Source organism: Streptococcus oriscaviae, from assembly GCF_018137985.1.
Classification (GTDB): domain Bacteria; phylum Bacillota; class Bacilli; order Lactobacillales; family Streptococcaceae; genus Streptococcus; species Streptococcus oriscaviae.
Window position 1 is genome coordinate 1,071,638 of the sequence record NZ_CP073084.1, and the last position, 17,928, is coordinate 1,089,565.

The window sequence follows — 17,928 nt, forward strand, 5'->3', positions numbered from 1 at the left end:
TTTTTACAAAAGAAAGGGAGCGTCTGAGGAGGAAGATTTTTATCCAAAACTCTTCTCTTTCGACGCCCCTTTTGGCAGGTTCTAAAAAATCAAGGTGATGAGGTAGTAAATCAGCAGCAGGAAACCCAAGCCGATACGATACTTACCGAAAATTGTAAAATCATGTTTTTTCACATAATCCGTCAAGAAACGAATGGCTAGAATAGATACTCCAAAGGCGGTCAGCATGGATACCAAGAGAAGGAACCATTGGCCACCTGTAACAGCAGCCCCATCCTTCAGGAGCTTGAAGAGTTTCAAGAAGCTAGCACCAAACATGATGGGAATTCCCAGGAAGAAGGTAAACTCAGTCGCCACCTGACGGCTGGTCCCCAGCAAAATTCCTCCTAGGATGGTCGCACCGGAGCGGCTGGTCCCAGGAATGAGCGATAAAACTTGAAAAAGACCGATGTATAGAGCGGTTTTATAGGGTAGTTTTGCTAGGCTGGTCACCTTTGGTTCTATGGTCTGATTGCGCTTTTCAACATAGATGAAGGCAATACCATAGACAATCAGCATCAAGGCCACGACCACAAAATTATAAAAATGCGCATCTAACCAGTCATCAAAAAGCAGGCCCAGGACAGCTGCAGGCAAGGCTGCAATCACCACCTTAGCCCACAATTGCCACGTTAGTTGAACGTCACGAGCAGTTTTTCCTGCTTGAAAAGGATTGAGGCGGTCAAAATAGATGACCATAACTGCCAAAATCGCCCCCAGTTGGATGACCACGTTAAACATGGAAGTGAAATCTGCACTAACATCCTTAAAGGGGAGGAATTCCTGCACCAAAATCAAATGCCCCGTACTGGAAATAGGCAGCCATTCTGTAACCCCTTCTACAATACCATAGAGAAGGGCCTTTAAAAACTCAACAAACATAAACGCTCCTTTTGGATTTTTATTCATTATATCACAAAATTCAAAAACTATCTGCATTCATCAGGATTGAAATTTGTCAGAATTTTTTATACAATATAAGAATACACACAAAAAGGAGATCGTAATGAAAAATAAATTAGCCATTTTTCTGCTGACCGTCATCAGCCTCCTTTCACTCAGTATCGGAGTGAAGGCTGAGAACAGCGATGTTGATTATCTCTTGGTCGGCATGGAGGCAGCCTATGCCCCCTTCAACTGGACCCAAGATACGGATGAGAACGGGGCCGTTCCTATTGAAGGAACCAACCAGTATGCCAACGGCTACGATGTCCAAGTCGCAAAGAAAATTGCCCAATCCATGGGCAAGGAAGTCCTTGTTGTCAAAACCAAGTGGGAAGGACTGGTGCCAGCTCTGACCTCCGGCAAGATTGACATGATTATCGCCGGGATGAGCCCAACCGAAGAACGCAAAAAAGAAATTGCCTTTTCGAGTAGCTACTATACCAGCGAGCCCGTAATGGTGGTTGCTGCAGATGGCGACTACGCTGCGGCCAAGAGCATTTCTGACTTTGCTGGTGCACAAGTGACTGCACAACAAGGAGTTTGGCATGTTAATCTCCTGACGCAGCTAGAAGGCGCTGATATTCAAACCCCTATGGGGGATTTCTCACAAATGCGCCAAGCCCTTGCATCAGGCGTCATTGACGCCTACATTTCAGAGCGGCCAGAAGCGCTGACAGCCGAAGCTGCTAATAGCAAGTTTAAGATGTTAACCTTAGACCCCGGTTTTGAAGTATCACCATCAGACGCTGCCATTGCCGTCGGTATGCGGAAGGATGACCCTCGTATTGAAGAAGTCAACGCCTTTCTTGACACCTTCAGCGAGGAAGAACAGATTGAACTCATGGACACGATGATTGAGAACCAGCCTGTTGAAACAGATGCAGCTGAAGAAAACCCTAGCTTCTTCTCGCAGGTCTGGGCTATCGTCGTCAACAACTGGCAGCAGCTCCTGCGCGGCACCGGCATGACCTTGCTGATTTCCATTATCGGAACCATTGCCGGTACTTTAATCGGTCTGCTCATCGGAGTCTTTCGGACTGCCCCAAAAGCTGCCAACAAATTGCTTGCTATTGGCCAAAAAGCTCTGGGCTGGCTGATCAATATCTACATTGAAGTCTTCCGTGGCACACCGATGATTGTTCAGTCCATGGTTATCTACTACGGAACAGCTCAGGCCTTCGGAATTAACATCGACCGCACCCTAGCAGCTATCTTCATCGTTTCCATCAATACCGGTGCCTACATGAGCGAGATTGTCCGCGGTGGTATTTTTGCAGTAGACAAAGGACAGTTTGAGGCCGCAACTGCTTTAGGTTTTAGCCATGGTCAAACCATGCGTAAGATTGTTCTTCCACAGGTTATCCGCAATATTCTACCTGCCACTGGTAACGAATTTGTCATTAACATCAAGGATACCTCTGTTCTCAACGTTATCTCTGTTGTCGAACTCTACTTCTCTGGAAATACGGTTGCAACCCAGACCTATCAGTACTTCCAAACCTTCACTGTGATTGCCATCATCTACTTTATCTTGACCTTCACTGTGACTCGTATCTTGCGTGCTATTGAAAGACGTTTCGACACGGACACTTACACAACAGGTGCCAACCAAATGCAAACGGAGGTCCTTCATGACTAATACCATTTTAGAAATCAAACACTTGAAAAAATCCTTCGGGCAAAACGAGGTCCTCAAGGATATTTCCCTGACCGTTAAAAAGGGAGAGGTCATCTCCATCATCGGCTCTTCCGGCTCTGGAAAATCCACCCTCTTACGGTCTATCAACCTTTTGGAAATTCCTACGGATGGAGAAATCCTCTATCACGGTGAAAATGTTCTTGAAAAAGGCTACAATCTGACAGCCTATCGGGAAAAACTGGGTATGGTTTTCCAGTCTTTCAACCTCTTTAACAACCTGAATGTCCTAGAGAATGCTGTTGTCGCTCAGACAACCGTTCTCAAACGTGACCGTTCCGAAGCTGAACGTATCGCTAAAGAAAATCTGAACAAGGTCGGCATGACTGAGCAGTATTGGCAAGCCAAACCGAGCCAGCTTTCCGGCGGACAAAAACAGCGTGTGGCCATCGCACGCGCGCTATCGGTCAATCCAGAGCTTATCCTCTTTGATGAGCCAACCTCAGCCCTTGACCCGGAAATGGTCGGCGAGGTGCTAAAAACCATGCAGGACTTGGCCAAATCAGGCTTGACTATGGTTATTGTGACTCATGAAATGGAGTTTGCACGCGACGTTTCTGATCGGGTTATCTTCATGGACAAAGGCGTCATCGCAGAAGAAGGTACACCGCAACAAATCTTTGAAAACCCACAGGAAGAACGGACACGCGAATTCCTTCAACGCTTCCTAGGCTAATCCATAAAATCAGTCACCAGTTGACTGATTTTTTATGTCGCTAGAAGCCCTCCATCAAAGACGTACTTGTGTTTTTATTCACAAATCCTGCATAAAAAAGACAGGCTCGTTCACACGGTCTGTCTTTTACTGTTCAATGCCAACAGTGCATTGTTTTCAAAAATTAGTTTTCAAACTTCTTATGATTTTTATCATAAAAGTCGATCAATCCCAAAGCAGTTGCAAATGAGATGTTGTCAATCTTCGCGCGTCCTTGAGCAAGGGCGATAACTGACATTTCACGCGCATTTGTTTCTTTACTAATGCGGTAACCCGTGATTTTTTTATCACGAACCCAACCAACTACTGCGGCAACCTTTTCATAACTAGTCATGAGAAACCCCTTTCTTTTTTATTCGTGCATTTAAGTATATTATAAATATTCAGGCTTGTCAAGTAAAATGTTCGGTTTTTGCCGTCTATTTTGCTTGTAGAGCCGACAATATTTGAGTGCGGATGTCTTCGACACCTTCCGGATTAGCTGGAAGGAAAATTGTATTATTACCTCCTTGTGCAAAATTGTTTAATGTATCCAGATATTGGTTTGTCAACAAGATAGACATGATTTGCTCTTCAGAGAGGCTGACATTGGACTCTTTCAATTCTCTGATTGAATCCGCCAAACCATCTACGATTGCCTTCCGTTGTTGGGCAATCCCCACCCCGTGCAGACGGTCTTTTTCAGCTTCTGCTTCTGCAGCTGTCACAATCTTAATCTTGTCGGCTTCTGCCAATTCCTGAGCCGCCACACGTTTCCGCTGAGCTGCGTTGATCTCATTCATGGATTGCTTCACTTCCGCATCTGGCTCAACCTTGGTAATCAAGGTTTTCACGATGACATACCCGTAGGTTGACATCTCTTCAGCCACCTGCTTTTGTACCTCAAGGGCAATCTCATCTTTTTTCTCAAAGAGCTCATCCAGAGTCAGTTTTGGAACAGAAGAGCGCAGCGCATCTTCAATATAGGATTTTATCTGAGCTTCTGGGTGCATGAGTTTGTAATAAGCATCTGTTACGTTTTGCTCATTAACACGGTATTGGGTTGCGACGTTCATGGTTACAAAAACGTTGTCTTGGGTCTTTGTTTCCACAACAATCTCGCTTTGAAGCATACGCAGTTGGATGCGTGCTGCAATCATATCAATTCCAAAAGGAATTTTGAAGTTGATGCCTGAGGTTGAGGTCTTCTGGTATTTCCCAAACCGCTCAATAATTGCCACCGTCTGCTGCTTGACAACATATAAACCGGAAATAAATAGGGCTAGTGCGATGATAAGTAGCACTACAATAATGATGATAGGTGCGAACTGAAACAACATAGTAAACTCCTTTTCTATGCACTGAGTAGGTCAATTAGACCAGCATCTTGTAGAGGGAATCATTTTCATGCAAATTGATGTAGTGAGGGTCAAACTCTTCCAAGCGAGAGATAAAGGCTGAGAAATCGTCGCGATTGCCCAAGGCAATTCCAATTAGAACAGGACCCGTTCCTTTGTTGGCCCGCTTGATATACTCGAAACGCGTGATGTCATCGTCCGGCCCAAGGATATTGTTCACGAACTCACGGAGAGCTCCCGGCCGCTGCGGAAAATTCACAACGAAGTAATGTTTGATTCCTTCATAAATCAAAGCCCGCTCTTCCATCTCCGGCATGCGGTTGATGTCGTTGTTGCCGCCTGAGATAATACAGCAGATCCGCTGCCCCTTGATTTGGTCTTTCATGACATCCAGTGCTGCAATTGTGGCAGCCCCGGCTGGTTCTGCTACGATTCCCTGCTTGGAGTAGAGGTCAAGGATGGTTTCTGAAATCCAACCTTCATCCACACCAACAAGTTTATCGACATACTTTCTAGCGACATCGTAGGTGGTCGCTCCTACTTTTTGAACTGCAATCCCGTCCGCAAACTTATCAATTGTCGGAAGTTTGACTGGCCGCCCCTTGTCAAAGGCCGCCTTCATCGAACGGGCTCCACTCGCTTCAACACCAATGATTTCGATTTCAGGTGCCTGATCCTTCAGATAGACGGAGACACCTGCGATGAGGCCGCCACCACCAACTGGCACTAAAATCTTATCAAAGCTAATGGATTGTCGATCTGCTTCGTCCAAAATCTCGTAAGCCACTGTCCCTTGACCAGCCTGTACGTTAGGATCATCAAAGGGATCAATAAAGGTCTTTCCGCTTTCAGCGGTATAGGCCATAGCAGCCTTGGCAGACTCGTCAAAAGTATCTCCAACCAAGCGTATCGTCACATAGTCACCACCAAAAAACTTGACCTGACCAATCTTTTGCTGGGGCGTTGTGATGGGCATAAAGATCGTAGCTGGAATGCGCATCTCCTTGCAGGTATAGGCTACCCCTTGAGCATGATTTCCTGCCGAGGCACAGACAACACCGCGCTCCTTTTCTTCCTTGCTGAGCTGCGAGATGGCATAGTAAGCACCGCGAATTTTGAAAGAGCGAACTCGTTGCTCATTTTCTCTCTTGATATAGATCTCCGCATCGTACTTTTCAGACAAGTAGGGATCGTAATCAAGCGAGGTGCGTACGACGACATCTTTTAGGACAGCGTATGCTTGTTCTACATTTCTGGCTGAAACCATGAATCTCCTCTTATTTCTTTCTGTTTTCTATTATACCAATATTACACTAAAAATAATAGTTTTTATATTCATTTTTATGATTTTATTTAATTTTATAGCATTTTTTTCTTATTGAGTAGACCAAGATGGCAAAAAGAGTTGGAATCTTCCAACTCTTACTGGGCCTTGCAAGTAAGTTCAACTCTCTTTAGAAAGTCAGCTTAGTTATAGATTTTGAAGGCGTCATCGTCATTGCGGCCAACAAATGGCATGGCCTTACGCAATTCTGCACCGACTTTTTCAATTTCAAGGCCAGCCGCAGCCTCACGGTAGGCTTGCATTTTCGGACGACCAGCCTTGTAGTCATTGACAAAATCGTTGGCGAATTTACCAGATTGGATGTCCGCAAGAACGGCTTTCATGTTTTCCTTCACTTGATCAGTGATGACACGAGGACCAGATACATAATCACCAAACTCCGCTGTGTTTGAGATAGATTGGCGCATCTTCTTGAAACCGCCCTCGTAAACCAGGTCAACAATCAGTTTCATTTCGTGAAGGACTTCAAAGTAAGCCAATTCTGGTGCATAACCAGCCTCGGTCAAAACTTCAAAACCTGCCTGCATAAGAGCTGTCAAGCCACCGCAGAGAACAGCCTGTTCACCGAACAAGTCTTCTTCCGTTTCTTCTTTAAAGGTTGTTTCCAAGAGACCGACACGGGCAGAACCAACACCTTTAGCCCAGTCCATGGCAATATCCTTGGCATGACCAGTCGCATCTTGGTATACAGCATAGAGGGCTGGAACGCCAAAGCCTTCTTCGAAGGTACGACGCACCAAGTGACCAGGTCCTTTTGGAGCGCACATGAAGACATCCACATCTGCCGGTACCTTGATAAATTCAAAGTGCACATTGAAACCGTGGGCAAAACCAAGGGCATTTCCCGCTTCCAAGTTTGGTGCAATTTCTTCATTGTAAAGGTCCGCTTGGATTTCGTCTGGAGCCAAGACCATGATAACATCCGCCAATTTCGCTGCTTCTGCTACTTCATAGGTATCAAAACCATCTTCCTTAGCCTTGTCAAATGATTTACCAGCACGCACGCCAATGATGACGTCGTGACCTGTGTCACGCAGGTTTTGGGCATGAGCATGTCCTTGTGAGCCGTAACCAATCACGGCGATTTTTTTGCCATCAAGGGCTGGAACTTTTACGTCTGCTTCATATTGCATTTTTACTGCCATAGTATTCTCTTTTCTATTTTTTATTTTTGTAGATGCCCAAAGAAAATGGACACTCGACCGGGCGACGATGACTCGTTAAAACTAGTGTTTAAGGAGTCAAGTCAACGAAGGTTAGGGTTCATTTTCGAAGAGCATCAGTCGCGACTGAAACCAGTTGCCCCAGTCCTGGCCAAATTTTTGATGCCATACGGTTGGACAACCCGAAGCAGGGCTTCGATTTTATTGGCATCCCCGGTCATCTGGATGGTGATGGAGTGCGGCGCCACATCAACGACGCTGGCACGGAAGGGTTGAATAATCGCTAGGATCTCAGCCCGTTTAGCCGGTGGCGCTGTGATTTTAACCAGGAGCACTTCTCTTTCCAAGTGAGGAATATCCGTGATGTCTCGAACACGAACCACATCAATTAGGCGGTTGAGCTGTTTGATGATTTGTTCTACCTCGTCCATGGTCGCCACATCGACAATAACCGTCACGCGCGAGATTCCGGGTACTTCGGTCGGACCTACTGAAATGGAATCAATATTGATTTGGCGGCGGGACATGACACCTGTAAAGCGATTGAGGACGCCGGACGAATTTCTCAATTTGGCTGTTAACATTCTACGCATTGAACTTCACCCCCAACATTTCTGCATTGCTCTTACCAGCTGGTACCATCGGCTGAACGTGTTCACGGTTGGAAACATGAACTTCAATCAACATCGGTTTATCTTCTAAGATAACCTTCAAATCTTCTTCCAAGGTTGCCGGATTTTTCAGACTATAATGGCTAATGCCATAGGCTTCTGCTAGGAGCTGGAAGTTTGGTTCATCATCAAAGACTGACTGACTGCGGCGCTTGTCGTAGAAGGATTCTTGCCATTGACGAACCATGCCTAATGAGTGGTTGTTAATCAGAACCACCTTGATTGGTACGCCGTAACCATTTAGGATAGCCAGTTCCTGATTGGTCATCTGGAAGCCACCGTCACCCACAAAGAGGACAACCTCACGGTCAGGGTTGGCTAATTTTGCTCCGATAGCTGCAGGAATACCAAAGCCCATGGTTCCCATGCCACCAGAGGTAATCATCTGACGGGCATGCTTGAAGGGATAGAACTGGGCTGTCCACATTTGATGCTGGCCAACGTCCGTCACGACAATGGCATCTCCCTTGGTCAGCTTGCCAATCAATTCAATGGTCTGCTGCGGTTTGATATGGTCTGGATCTTGGTCGTACCAGAATGGTGTCCGACGCTTATTGTCCAGAACTTGATTGGTCCAGTCTGCATGGTCTGTTTCAACTACATCTAGGTGAAGCAAGGATTCTAGCGTTGCCTTGGCATCTCCCACAACAGGGATGGCTGTTTTGACAACTTTACCAATCTCTGCTGGGTCAACATCAACGTGGGCCACTGTCGCATGGAGGGCATAGGTGCTTGGATTACCAGTCAAACGGTCATCGAAACGGGCACCAAAGTTGATGATGTAATCAGCATCGTTCATGGCCATATTGGCAGCGTAAGAACCGTGCATCCCTCCCATGCCGAGTGACAATTCGTGGTCAATTGGAATAGAGCCCAAACCCAACAGAGTAGACACTACCGGTATGCGGTAACGCTCTGCAAAGGCAACCAATTCCTTATTAGCCTCTGCATAGTTGACGCCGCCTCCAGCGAGGATAACCGGCTTTTTCGCCTGCTCTAGCGCCTTCAAAATCTTTTTCACCTGAAGACCATTAGGAGCAACTGTCGGCTGATAACTTGGAATATGAACAGTTGGGTCGTAGTAAAAATCGGTGAGAGCTTCCTGAATATCCTTGGGAACGTCAATCACAACCGGCCCTGGCCGACCTGTACTGGCAATGTGCATGGCTTCGGTCACGACGCGCGGAATATCAGCGGTATCACGAATTTGGTAATTATACTTGGTAATGGGCATGGTGACACCAATGATGTCCGCTTCTTGAAAGGCATCTTTACCGATCCCTCTGGTTGCGACTTGGCCTGTGAACACCAATAAAGGAACACTATCGCCCATGGCATCAGCAATTCCTGTAATGGCATTGGTAGCACCTGGTCCACTGGTGACAATAGCAACACCGACCCTCCCCGTAGACTTGGCATACCCTTCCGCTTCATGAACAGCTCCCTGTTCATGGCGGGCCAAAATATGCTGGATGCGGTCAAAATGATAAATCGCATCATAAAGTGGTAAAACAGCTCCACCTGGATAACCGAAAATCGTGTCAACACCTAACTGACTCAAGGTATCTAAGATCAAAAAGGATCCAGAACGCGCTTCTGCTAACTGAATATGCTCCAAATTAAGGCCTCCACCCTTAAAATTTCACCATCGTTTTGTGATTTTCTACTATAAAATAGACCAAAACCGATGATGCTGTTTATTTTTTGGTTATCTACTATCATATCATATTGTTGGTCAATGTCAATCAAATATTCTGAAAATTCCTACTTTTGTTCGGTTTTCTTAAAAACTTCTTAACCAAAATTCAGTTTTGTCGCGGTTTCAGGTTCCTTTCAGAAAACTCCCGTATAGTGAGAGCATATCAAAAAAACGAGGTGTCCGCTATGTACTATGTTGTCATTCCAGCTTATCAACCAGACGAAAAACTTATCCAACTCTTGGAGGTCATGAAAAACCGCCTCAGCTGCCAGACCATCGTCGTTGATGACGGCAGTACTGGGCAATCCAAAGACATTATCGAAGAGGCCAAGGCTTATGCAACCGTCCTCCGCCATGAGGTCAATCAGGGAAAAGGCCAAGCCTTGCGAACAGCCTTTCAGTATATCCAAAACTTGCAAGAAAACGCAGTAATTGTCACTGCCGACGCAGACGGTCAGCATGCCGTCAATGATATTGACCGCGTGGCTCGAGCTGCCATGAATCTTCCTAATCGCTTGATTTTAGGTGTCCGTCAGTTTACCAAGGACATTCCTCTGCGAAGCCGCTTTGGGAATATCCTGACACGTACGCTCTTTCGATTGCAAACAGGGGTTGCGGTCAGCGATACCCAGACCGGTCTGCGGGGCTTTCACTCAAATCTCCTACCCTTCATGCTTAGTGTAGAAGGCAATCGTTACGAATACGAGATGAACATGCTGACCCAAGCGAGCCAACGCTACCAGCTGACAGAAATTCCCATTCAGACGATTTATATCGACGACAATGCCAGCTCCCACTTCCGCCCTATTCGGGATGGCCTGATGATTTACAAAAATCTCTTCAAATTTGCTCTGGCATCCTTCAGTGGCTTTATCGTTGATTATCTGGTTTATGCCCTTGCCCTGCTAGCCATGGCCAGTATGCCAACGGGTCTTCGGCTCATCATCGCCAATACCGTAGCCCGCATCACTAGCTCTGTCTGCAATTTCTCGCTCAATAAGAAACTGGTTTTCCAGAATACTGACAGCGTTAGCCGGACTGGGGCAGGGTACTTAATCCTCGTCATTGCTCTTTTCAGCTTTGATACAGCCTTGCTCTTTGTCTTCCATCAGTTGCTAGGTATTAACCTCTATCTAGTTAAAATTGTCGTTGGCACCCTGCTCTTCTTCGTTTCTTGGTTCATCCAGAAGAGAATTATCTTTCGAGAAAGGAACACTTTTTCCCATGAAATTTATTAGAAAACCCTTCGCCTATGCCTCTATTTTCGGAATGCTGCTGACCAGCGGCTTCACCTACTCAATGCTCAAGACCTTTGTTCTGTCAGAAGCCATCAGCACTGTATCTGCTAACAATACAGCAACTACCACAACGACTAGCAGCTCTAGTTCCGAAATAGCTGCCACGGCAGCCGCAAGCGCAACTGTAACAGAAAACAGCTACTCCGATGAAAATATCCAAATCTCCATCGAAACCATCACTACCAGCAATACAACTGTCTATGTGGCAGATGTGCAGGTCAGCTCAGCAGAATATCTGAAAACAGCCTTGGCACAAAACACCTACGGTACCAATGTCACCGCCAAAACATCTGAAACTGCCGCAGCCAACAATGCTATCCTGGCTGTCAACGGGGACTACTATGGAGCTAACTCAACCGGCTATGTGATTAAAAACGGAGTTCTCTACCGCGATACTGTGCGTGACAATGCAGCCTACGGCGACTTGGCCATCTACGCAGATGGAGCCTTTGAAGTCATCTACGAAAATGAAGTGACTGCCCAAGAATTGATTGACAAGGGCGTTGTCAACCTGCTGGCCTTTGGCCCTACTTTGGTTGAAAATGGGGAAATCGTGGTCGATACCAGCACCGAGGTCGGCCGAGCCATGTCTTCCAACCCTCGAACTGCTATCGGTATCATTGACGAAAACCACTACATCATCGTCGTATCAGACGGCCGGACAGATGAAAGCGAAGGCCTGACCCTCTATCAACTAGCCGAGGTCATGAAGCAATACGGGGCAACAACAGCCTACAACCTTGATGGTGGTGGCTCTTCAACCCTCTACTTCAACGGTCAAGTCATTAACAATCCAACAACAAACGGAAACACTATTTCAGAAAGGGCGGTGAGCGATATTGTCTACATCGGTTACTAATTCATCCAACAAGCGCCTTGGGCGCACCTTTATTACCTACTTTGGTCTATCAGCCTTTCTCTTCATCTTCGGTCGGGTCTATGAGAGTTTTAGCTATGGGGAAGTTTCCTTCTTCATGCGCTACCTCTTTGCTGTAACCTTGATTGGGGGAGCTATCTTAGTGGGAATGCTCATGGCAAAAAACAACCTTTCTCGCCTGACCTACAATCTCTGGAATTCAGGTGTGGCAACCATTACAACAGGTTTTCTTCTGCGAGGTATTATCAATCTTTCTGGCCGCTCAACGACGCTGGATCAACCCTATTGGTATATAGGAGCTAGCCTTCTAGCCCTCGCCCTTCTCTCTTTCTTCTTCGTTCAACAACCGCGAAAGAGGCGATGAAAAACAGAAGAAAAACAGCTCGGCCTTCTGCAAACATGCTAGAATAGACTACATGAAACAGAAATTGTATTATGTAGTCTTTTTTATCGGTCTGATCCTCCTTCACATTGGCTGGGATTATGAATTTCACACCTTTTTAGATGAAACATTCTCTGCGAAAGAACTTCAGGCAATTGCAAGCGGAGTACTGCTCCTCTTTTTGTATATCATCCCTTTGATGGCCGCATTGCTTTACTTGCAAAGAGCCTGGAGAAAGCCTCCCTATGTCCTTTTCTGGGCCATTTTCTGCGGTGTTTTTTTGGCGGGTTGGTCGTCTGCAAATTTGAACGACTGGCTGGCTGGACTGTTGCAACAGACTCTCCCAGATCAGGCTACGTTTGAGGCCTGGGAAGGGGCTTTGACAGCGCCTTTTATCGAAGAAACTCTGAAGGCAGGAGCGGTTCTTTTTGCCCTCTATACGCTAAAAAATAGCCAACTATCTACCAGCTTTCTGGTTGGAGCCGGAGCTGGACTGGGTTTTCAGGTGGCCGAGGACATTTCCTTTATTCAGCACTTTGTCTTGAAAGAGCCGGATCACCTAATGGCTGGTACTTTTTCTCGAATTTATGGCTCTCTCACCTCTCATTGGATGATGACAGCCTTGGTCACAACCGGTATTATCCTGTTGGTCTTTCACAGAAAACACCGCAAGCTGGGATGCTTGTTAATCGGCGCTTCCGTTTTGTTCCATTTTTTCTGGAATTCTCCTTTCAGTAGCATAGAACTGCCTTTTTCTATACATGTTGTCCTCCTAGCCAGCCTGTATGCCTTGCTGTTTGTTTATACCTTCAAGCTCATTCACTCACAAAGACCAATTTAGGTTTAGACAGAAAAACGTAAATTGTCAGAAATTACTTATTATTTAATAAATCTTCTCAACTCCGTCTATTTTTGTGCTATAATGTAGGGGAATACAGTATGATTGAGAGGATTGTCCTATGACAGACCAGCAAACTCTGAAAGACCTCCGCCATCGTAGCTCGGTCTACGATTCGATGGTTAAATCCCCTAACCGTGCCATGCTTCGTGCGACTGGCATGCAGGATCAACATTTTGACGCTCCTATTGTCGGAGTCATCTCGACCTGGGCAGAAAACACTCCTTGTAATATCCACCTCCATGATTTTGGTAAATTAGCAAAAGAAGGTGTCAAGGCAGCCGGAGCCTGGCCAGTCCAATACGGAACCATTACTGTGGCCGACGGTATCGCCATGGGAACCCCCGGCATGCGCTTCTCGCTGACATCGCGCGACATCATCGCAGACTCTATCGAAGCGGCTATGGGTGGACACAATGTGGATGCCTTTGTGGCTATCGGAGGCTGTGACAAGAACATGCCAGGTTCCATGATTGCCATTGCCAACATGGACATTCCTGCTATCTTTGCCTATGGCGGTACCATTGCTCCAGGCAATCTGAATGGTAAAGATATTGACCTCGTTTCAGTCTTTGAAGGTATTGGTAAGTGGAACAACGGCGATTTGACGGCTGAAGAAGTCCGTCAAATTGAGTGCAATGCCTGCCCTGGTCCTGGCGGCTGTGGCGGTATGTACACGGCTAATACCATGGCGACAGCCATTGAGGTCATGGGTATGTCCATTCCAGGCTCTTCGTCCCACCCTGCCGAATCTCCTGAGAAAAAAGCAGATATTGAAGAAGCTGGCCGTGCTGTTGTGCGGATGTTGGAGCTGGGTATCAAACCATCCGACATCATGACCCGTGAAGCCTTTGAGGACGCCATTACGGTCACCATGGCACTCGGTGGCTCCACAAACGCTACTCTTCACCTTCTAGCCATTGCTCACGCTGCAAACGTTGACTTGACCTTGGAAGATTTCAATGATTTCCAAGAACGCGTGCCTCACTTGGCAGACCTGAAACCATCAGGAAAATACGTTTTCCAAGACCTCTACAATGTCGGCGGCGTCCCAGCTGTCATGAAATACTTGCTCAAAAACGGCTTCCTCCATGGTGACCGCATCACCTGTACCGGTAAAACCGTTGCTGAAAACTTGGAAAACTTTGCTGATTTGACACCTGGACAAGATGTCATCATGCCGCTTGAAAATCCAAAACGTGCGGATGGACCTCTGATTATCTTGAAAGGTAACCTAGCTCCTGAAGGAGCTGTTGCCAAGGTTTCAGGTGTGAAAGTCCGCAACCATACTGGACCAGCCAAGGTCTTTGATTCGGAAGAAGAAGCAATTGAAGCTGTCTTGACAGACGAAATCGTAGACGGTGATGTAGTCGTTGTCCGCTATGTTGGGCCAAAAGGTGGGCCTGGTATGCCGGAAATGCTGTCGCTCTCATCTATGATTGTCGGAAAAGGCCAAGGCGACAAGGTGGCCCTTCTGACAGACGGTCGCTTCTCTGGCGGAACCTATGGTCTGGTAGTCGGCCACATCGCCCCTGAAGCTCAGGACGGCGGCCCGATCGCCTACCTCCGCACTGGCGATTTGGTGACGGTTGACCAAGATACTAAGGAAATCACCATGCACGTTTCCGACCAAGAAATCGAAGACCGCAAGAAAACGACGGTCATTCCACCACTCTACTCTCGTGGTGTCCTTGGCAAATACGCTCACACCGTATCCTCCGCCTCTAAAGGAGCTGTCACAGACTTCTGGCGACCAGAACGTACTGGTAAAAAATAGACTTATTTAACTTACCCTGTCTTTGTGGCAGGGTTTTCCCATAGGAGAAAATCAAATGAAATTACATGTCGAACTCTCCCGCTTTCGGGTCAAGGAAGGCAAATCATCCGTCGTTGACCAGTGGATGAATTTCCTAAACGAGCATATGGAAGATACTCTTTTGACTCTCCAAGGGGAGAAGATGTATGTCGAAACCATCTTTCGCGAAGTTCTCGATGGGCAAGAATACCTCTACTGGTACTCCGTCCAAGCTGAGGGCGGTATCGAGGTCGAAAACTCTGAATCCTACATTGACAAGAAACACTTGGAATACTGGGAAGAATGTATTGACCCTAGCTATGGCATGATTGACTTGAACCCTCAAGTCGTCATGATTCCAAAACCAATTTATGAAACCATGGAAGAATTGGACAGACAATACGATGAAACCTACAAAAAATGAGTTGCATTTCACAACTCATTTTTTATTTTGGACTAATCCCCAGAGCGATGCGCCCCAGTCGGCTAATTCGGGTCATTTTCCAGGCGGGAGACCAGACTATTTCCACTCCTGCATTATTGATTCCATCGATAGTTTTCAGTGCATCAATCAAATCTCCGGGCAAGGTATCGGCACAGCTACAACCCGAATCGGTAAAGGTCATGACGACCTTGCAAAAACCTTTGTCATCCAAGTCAATCTCATAAACCAGACCGAGATTGTAAATGTCCAGTTCAATCTCAGGGTCATAGATTGACTCAAGCACTTCTACCAACTGACTTGCCAAGGCTTGCGCCCGCTCATTGACCTTTATATCCTCTCTCATGTCCTCTCCCTTCGGAAAATGATTTTTCCTATTTTCTCATATTTGAGGCTATTTTTCAATAGGAAATTAAAAAAGGCGGTTTGCACCGCCAATTTTCGGGAGTCCCCCCGTTTCCCGCTTCCTTATACAATCGTCCGAGTCACAGAGCCTTCACCGCCTCCGATTGGAAAGACGTATTTATGGCTCTGGGTCAAGCTGTGGTAAAAACCTTGACCTTCGTAGATTTGAAAGACCTGCATGGAATCCGCATTTTCCTCATCCTTGTAAACATGCTGATAATAGGGATTGTCCGCAAAAATCTTGCGCAAATCCTCATTTTCAACCGGCCGAACCCGGCCTTCAATCCGAATGACCTGAATCAGGTATTTTTCCTCTGACATGGCTGTCAGGGCGATATGAGCATTTTCCTGCAGCTGACGGTAAAAATGCGTTTGTGGACTAGTCATGAAAAAGATCCCTTCTTCATTGGCGGCAGTAATGTGGGCGTGACGAGCATGGGGCATCCCATCTGCGTCCACCGTCGCAAAAACTCCCACCTTCATCTCCTCCAGAATGTCCATAATGCACTTGACTTCCATAGCCAGCCTCCTTGAAACCGTTTTCTTAACTCTAGTATAACAGAAAAGAAGAGAAAGGGAAAGCGAGTGGGCCGGATTTCTGGGGGGGAAGTAGCTTTTCACGAATGCATCTGGTGACATTCGTGCGGTATTTGACAAAACTTGCCAAAAATGACAAGTTTTTTCAAATCCCAATTTGTAAAATTAAGCAAAATCGAACCAGAAAATACAAAAGTTTACTTTATTCTTGGGAACTAAAAAATAGCTCGTCAACTCGCCAAAGTTAGGATGGCTATTTTTTTGTCGCATTTAGCAATTTAAGGACTAACATCACAAGAGCAATAACAAAGTTACCAGCTACAAACATGAGTGTCAAAACCTCCAACATCCTTCCAATGGCCGTTGGAGAATTTGCTTTAAACTCTCTGAAGCAATAAGGTAAATTTTGAGGTGACCTTTTCAAAAAACCACGAAAAAAACACCCCATGGTGTGAACCATGAAGTGCTTTGAAACGTTGATATATCGCTGATAATTAACGTTTTGAGAATTTCGCTATTGAAAACAAAGAATTCTTAACCCTTACAAATCCCGTTATATCAACATTTACAAAAATGAAACTTCCATGAAAATGGACTAAAATCCACTGATTTGGATAAAATTGACACCAATTAACACCATAAAATAGACTAGTCAACCACTTCATTTGAGGTGGTTTTTACTTTGATTTTACAAAAGAAAATGCAAAATCTTTAATTCAAAATTGTCACCAACTTTCAATTTGATTGACCTCTTTCTTTTTATACTAGTTAACTCTAATCATGCTAACTTCTGTAAAAGTAGTCATCTTCTTTATATTGGATTAGAGATTGGCCTAATACTAACCTAGGCCTCATATAATTTGAAGAATCCTCAAATTCGGAAAAATCAGAAATTTTATGTCCCGCCTGCAATAAAAACATGTTACGCCTATCACCAAACTTTCCTCTAATATATAGAATAGGTAAACTCTCATTAACAGCTTTTCCAGTCACCAGCAATTTAGAGTTGTTAACTATTGTTTAAATTTATCTTTTAATAAATCATAAAGTGTTCGAAAATCATTTGGAATTGATGATTTTTTAATACTATGTACTTTCTTTATAGCATCTAGAAGTTTATTAACATCAGAAAAGTATTCTTTTACAAAGTCACTTTTTTACGGATTCTAAATTTATTTTATTTGCATGTCAGGTATCCATACGTTACAATTTATAAAAGCTAAACTCACTTTTGAGTTCCGAGCAGTTGTTGTTTGCTGATTCCGTGGCCAAAGGGATGGCATCATGAATCACCATATCTTATCACTGTTACTCAACATTCACGCTAATACTCACAATCTCCTTTGTCTGAGAGTTGAAAATCACAGAATAGGCATATACTTCGCCTTTTTCATGGAGACTGGTTTTAAGTGCAGAAACACTTACAATATTTTCAAAAGTTTCCTGCTGTTTTTCTTCGGAATCAAGTGATACAAATTCATTTTCCTTGATTTGTTTACCTACACTATAGGAAAAATCGCCTTCATCAAACGTTACATCGTACTCGCTGGAAATAATTTGATTTGCTGCTTTAATCACTTGCTTTTCCTCGTCAGAATAAGTTTCATTTTTCATTGAACATCCTGATAGCATACATAAGACCACAACTGCGGCAAACAATACGCTAAATATTCTCTTCATTCTT

18 protein-coding genes are annotated in these 17,928 nt (G+C 45.3%); 8 read left to right on the top strand and 10 right to left on the bottom strand.

Translation table 11 applies throughout. The features are described from left to right. Positions 1-81: 81 nt before the first annotated feature. The gene (locus INT76_RS05435; protein WP_212572957.1) at positions 82-921 is read right to left on the bottom strand and encodes an undecaprenyl-diphosphate phosphatase; all 840 of its coding nucleotides are present in this window, start codon (positions 919-921) and stop codon (positions 82-84) included. Between the two features lie 124 nt (positions 922-1,045). Between INT76_RS05435 and INT76_RS05440 the strand changes: the two genes are divergently transcribed. Both INT76_RS05440 and INT76_RS05445 read left to right on the top strand, forming a co-directional pair. Then, positions 1,046-2,623 (top strand): ABC transporter substrate-binding protein/permease, encoded by a 1,578-nt coding sequence (locus INT76_RS05440; RefSeq protein WP_212572958.1) that lies wholly within the window; start codon positions 1,046-1,048, stop codon positions 2,621-2,623. Continuing rightward, entirely contained in the window at positions 2,616-3,356 is a 741-nt protein-coding gene (locus INT76_RS05445; RefSeq protein ID WP_212572959.1) for an amino acid ABC transporter ATP-binding protein, read from the top strand. Before INT76_RS05440 ends, INT76_RS05445 begins: the two co-directional genes overlap by 8 nt. A gap of 163 nt (positions 3,357-3,519) precedes the next feature. Here the strand turns inward: INT76_RS05445 and INT76_RS05450 are convergent, their stop codons facing one another. From INT76_RS05450 to INT76_RS05475, 6 genes are all read right to left on the bottom strand, one after another. Beyond that, positions 3,520-3,729, bottom strand: a complete 210-nt coding sequence (locus tag INT76_RS05450) for a capsule biosynthesis transcriptional regulator (RefSeq protein ID WP_075098784.1) — start codon at positions 3,727-3,729, stop codon at positions 3,520-3,522. 85 nt (positions 3,730-3,814) lie between these two features. Next, positions 3,815-4,714 (bottom strand): SPFH domain-containing protein, encoded by a 900-nt coding sequence (locus INT76_RS05455; RefSeq protein WP_212572960.1) that lies wholly within the window; start codon positions 4,712-4,714, stop codon positions 3,815-3,817. Positions 4,715-4,748: 34 nt separating this feature from the next. Continuing rightward, a complete protein-coding gene (gene ilvA / locus INT76_RS05460) occupies positions 4,749-5,999 on the bottom strand; it encodes a threonine ammonia-lyase IlvA (protein ID WP_212572961.1) in 1,251 nt (416 codons plus the stop codon). 200 nt (positions 6,000-6,199) lie between these two features. Beyond that, positions 6,200-7,222, bottom strand: coding sequence for a ketol-acid reductoisomerase (ilvC, locus tag INT76_RS05465; RefSeq protein ID WP_249116189.1), 1,023 nt, complete (start codon positions 7,220-7,222; stop codon positions 6,200-6,202). 134 nt (positions 7,223-7,356) lie between these two features. Beyond that, a complete protein-coding gene (gene ilvN / locus INT76_RS05470; protein WP_212572962.1) occupies positions 7,357-7,833 on the bottom strand; it encodes an acetolactate synthase small subunit in 477 nt (158 codons plus the stop codon). After that, positions 7,826-9,529, bottom strand: a complete 1,704-nt coding sequence (locus INT76_RS05475; protein WP_212572963.1) for an acetolactate synthase large subunit — start codon at positions 9,527-9,529, stop codon at positions 7,826-7,828. The genes ilvN and INT76_RS05475 overlap by 8 nt, the downstream gene beginning before the upstream one ends. Before the next feature lie 266 nt (positions 9,530-9,795). Here INT76_RS05475 and INT76_RS05480 point away from each other — a divergent pair, with 266 nt between their 5' ends. From INT76_RS05480 to INT76_RS05505, 6 genes are all read left to right on the top strand, one after another. Continuing rightward, entirely contained in the window at positions 9,796-10,848 is a 1,053-nt protein-coding gene (locus tag INT76_RS05480; protein ID WP_212572964.1) for a bifunctional glycosyltransferase family 2/GtrA family protein, read from the top strand. Then, entirely contained in the window at positions 10,835-11,767 is a 933-nt protein-coding gene (locus tag INT76_RS05485; protein WP_212572965.1) for a phosphodiester glycosidase family protein, read from the top strand. Before INT76_RS05480 ends, INT76_RS05485 begins: the two co-directional genes overlap by 14 nt. Then, positions 11,748-12,149 (top strand): hypothetical protein, encoded by a 402-nt coding sequence (locus INT76_RS05490; protein WP_212572966.1) that lies wholly within the window; start codon positions 11,748-11,750, stop codon positions 12,147-12,149. The genes INT76_RS05485 and INT76_RS05490 overlap by 20 nt, the downstream gene beginning before the upstream one ends. Before the next feature lie 52 nt (positions 12,150-12,201). Beyond that, entirely contained in the window at positions 12,202-13,008 is an 807-nt protein-coding gene (locus INT76_RS05495) for a PrsW family glutamic-type intramembrane protease (RefSeq protein ID WP_212572967.1), read from the top strand. Between the two features lie 118 nt (positions 13,009-13,126). Beyond that, entirely contained in the window at positions 13,127-14,842 is a 1,716-nt protein-coding gene (gene ilvD / locus INT76_RS05500; RefSeq protein ID WP_212572968.1) for a dihydroxy-acid dehydratase, read from the top strand. Positions 14,843-14,897: 55 nt separating this feature from the next. Next, a complete protein-coding gene (locus INT76_RS05505; RefSeq protein WP_212572969.1) occupies positions 14,898-15,284 on the top strand; it encodes a DUF6176 family protein in 387 nt (128 codons plus the stop codon). A gap of 22 nt (positions 15,285-15,306) precedes the next feature. On the opposite strand, the gene INT76_RS05510 is transcribed toward INT76_RS05505, so the two are convergent. The 3 genes from INT76_RS05510 to INT76_RS05520 form a co-directional block, all read right to left on the bottom strand. Further along, positions 15,307-15,648, bottom strand: a complete 342-nt coding sequence (locus INT76_RS05510; protein WP_212572970.1) for a metal-sulfur cluster assembly factor — start codon at positions 15,646-15,648, stop codon at positions 15,307-15,309. 122 nt (positions 15,649-15,770) lie between these two features. Continuing rightward, entirely contained in the window at positions 15,771-16,226 is a 456-nt protein-coding gene (locus INT76_RS05515; protein WP_212572971.1) for a pyridoxamine 5'-phosphate oxidase family protein, read from the bottom strand. A 1,326-nt stretch (positions 16,227-17,552) separates the two neighbouring features. Continuing rightward, positions 17,553-17,924: a hypothetical protein gene (locus INT76_RS05520; protein ID WP_024390393.1), complete on the bottom strand. Its 372-nt coding sequence runs from the start codon at positions 17,922-17,924 to the stop codon at positions 17,553-17,555. Positions 17,925-17,928: the final 4 nt, after the last annotated feature.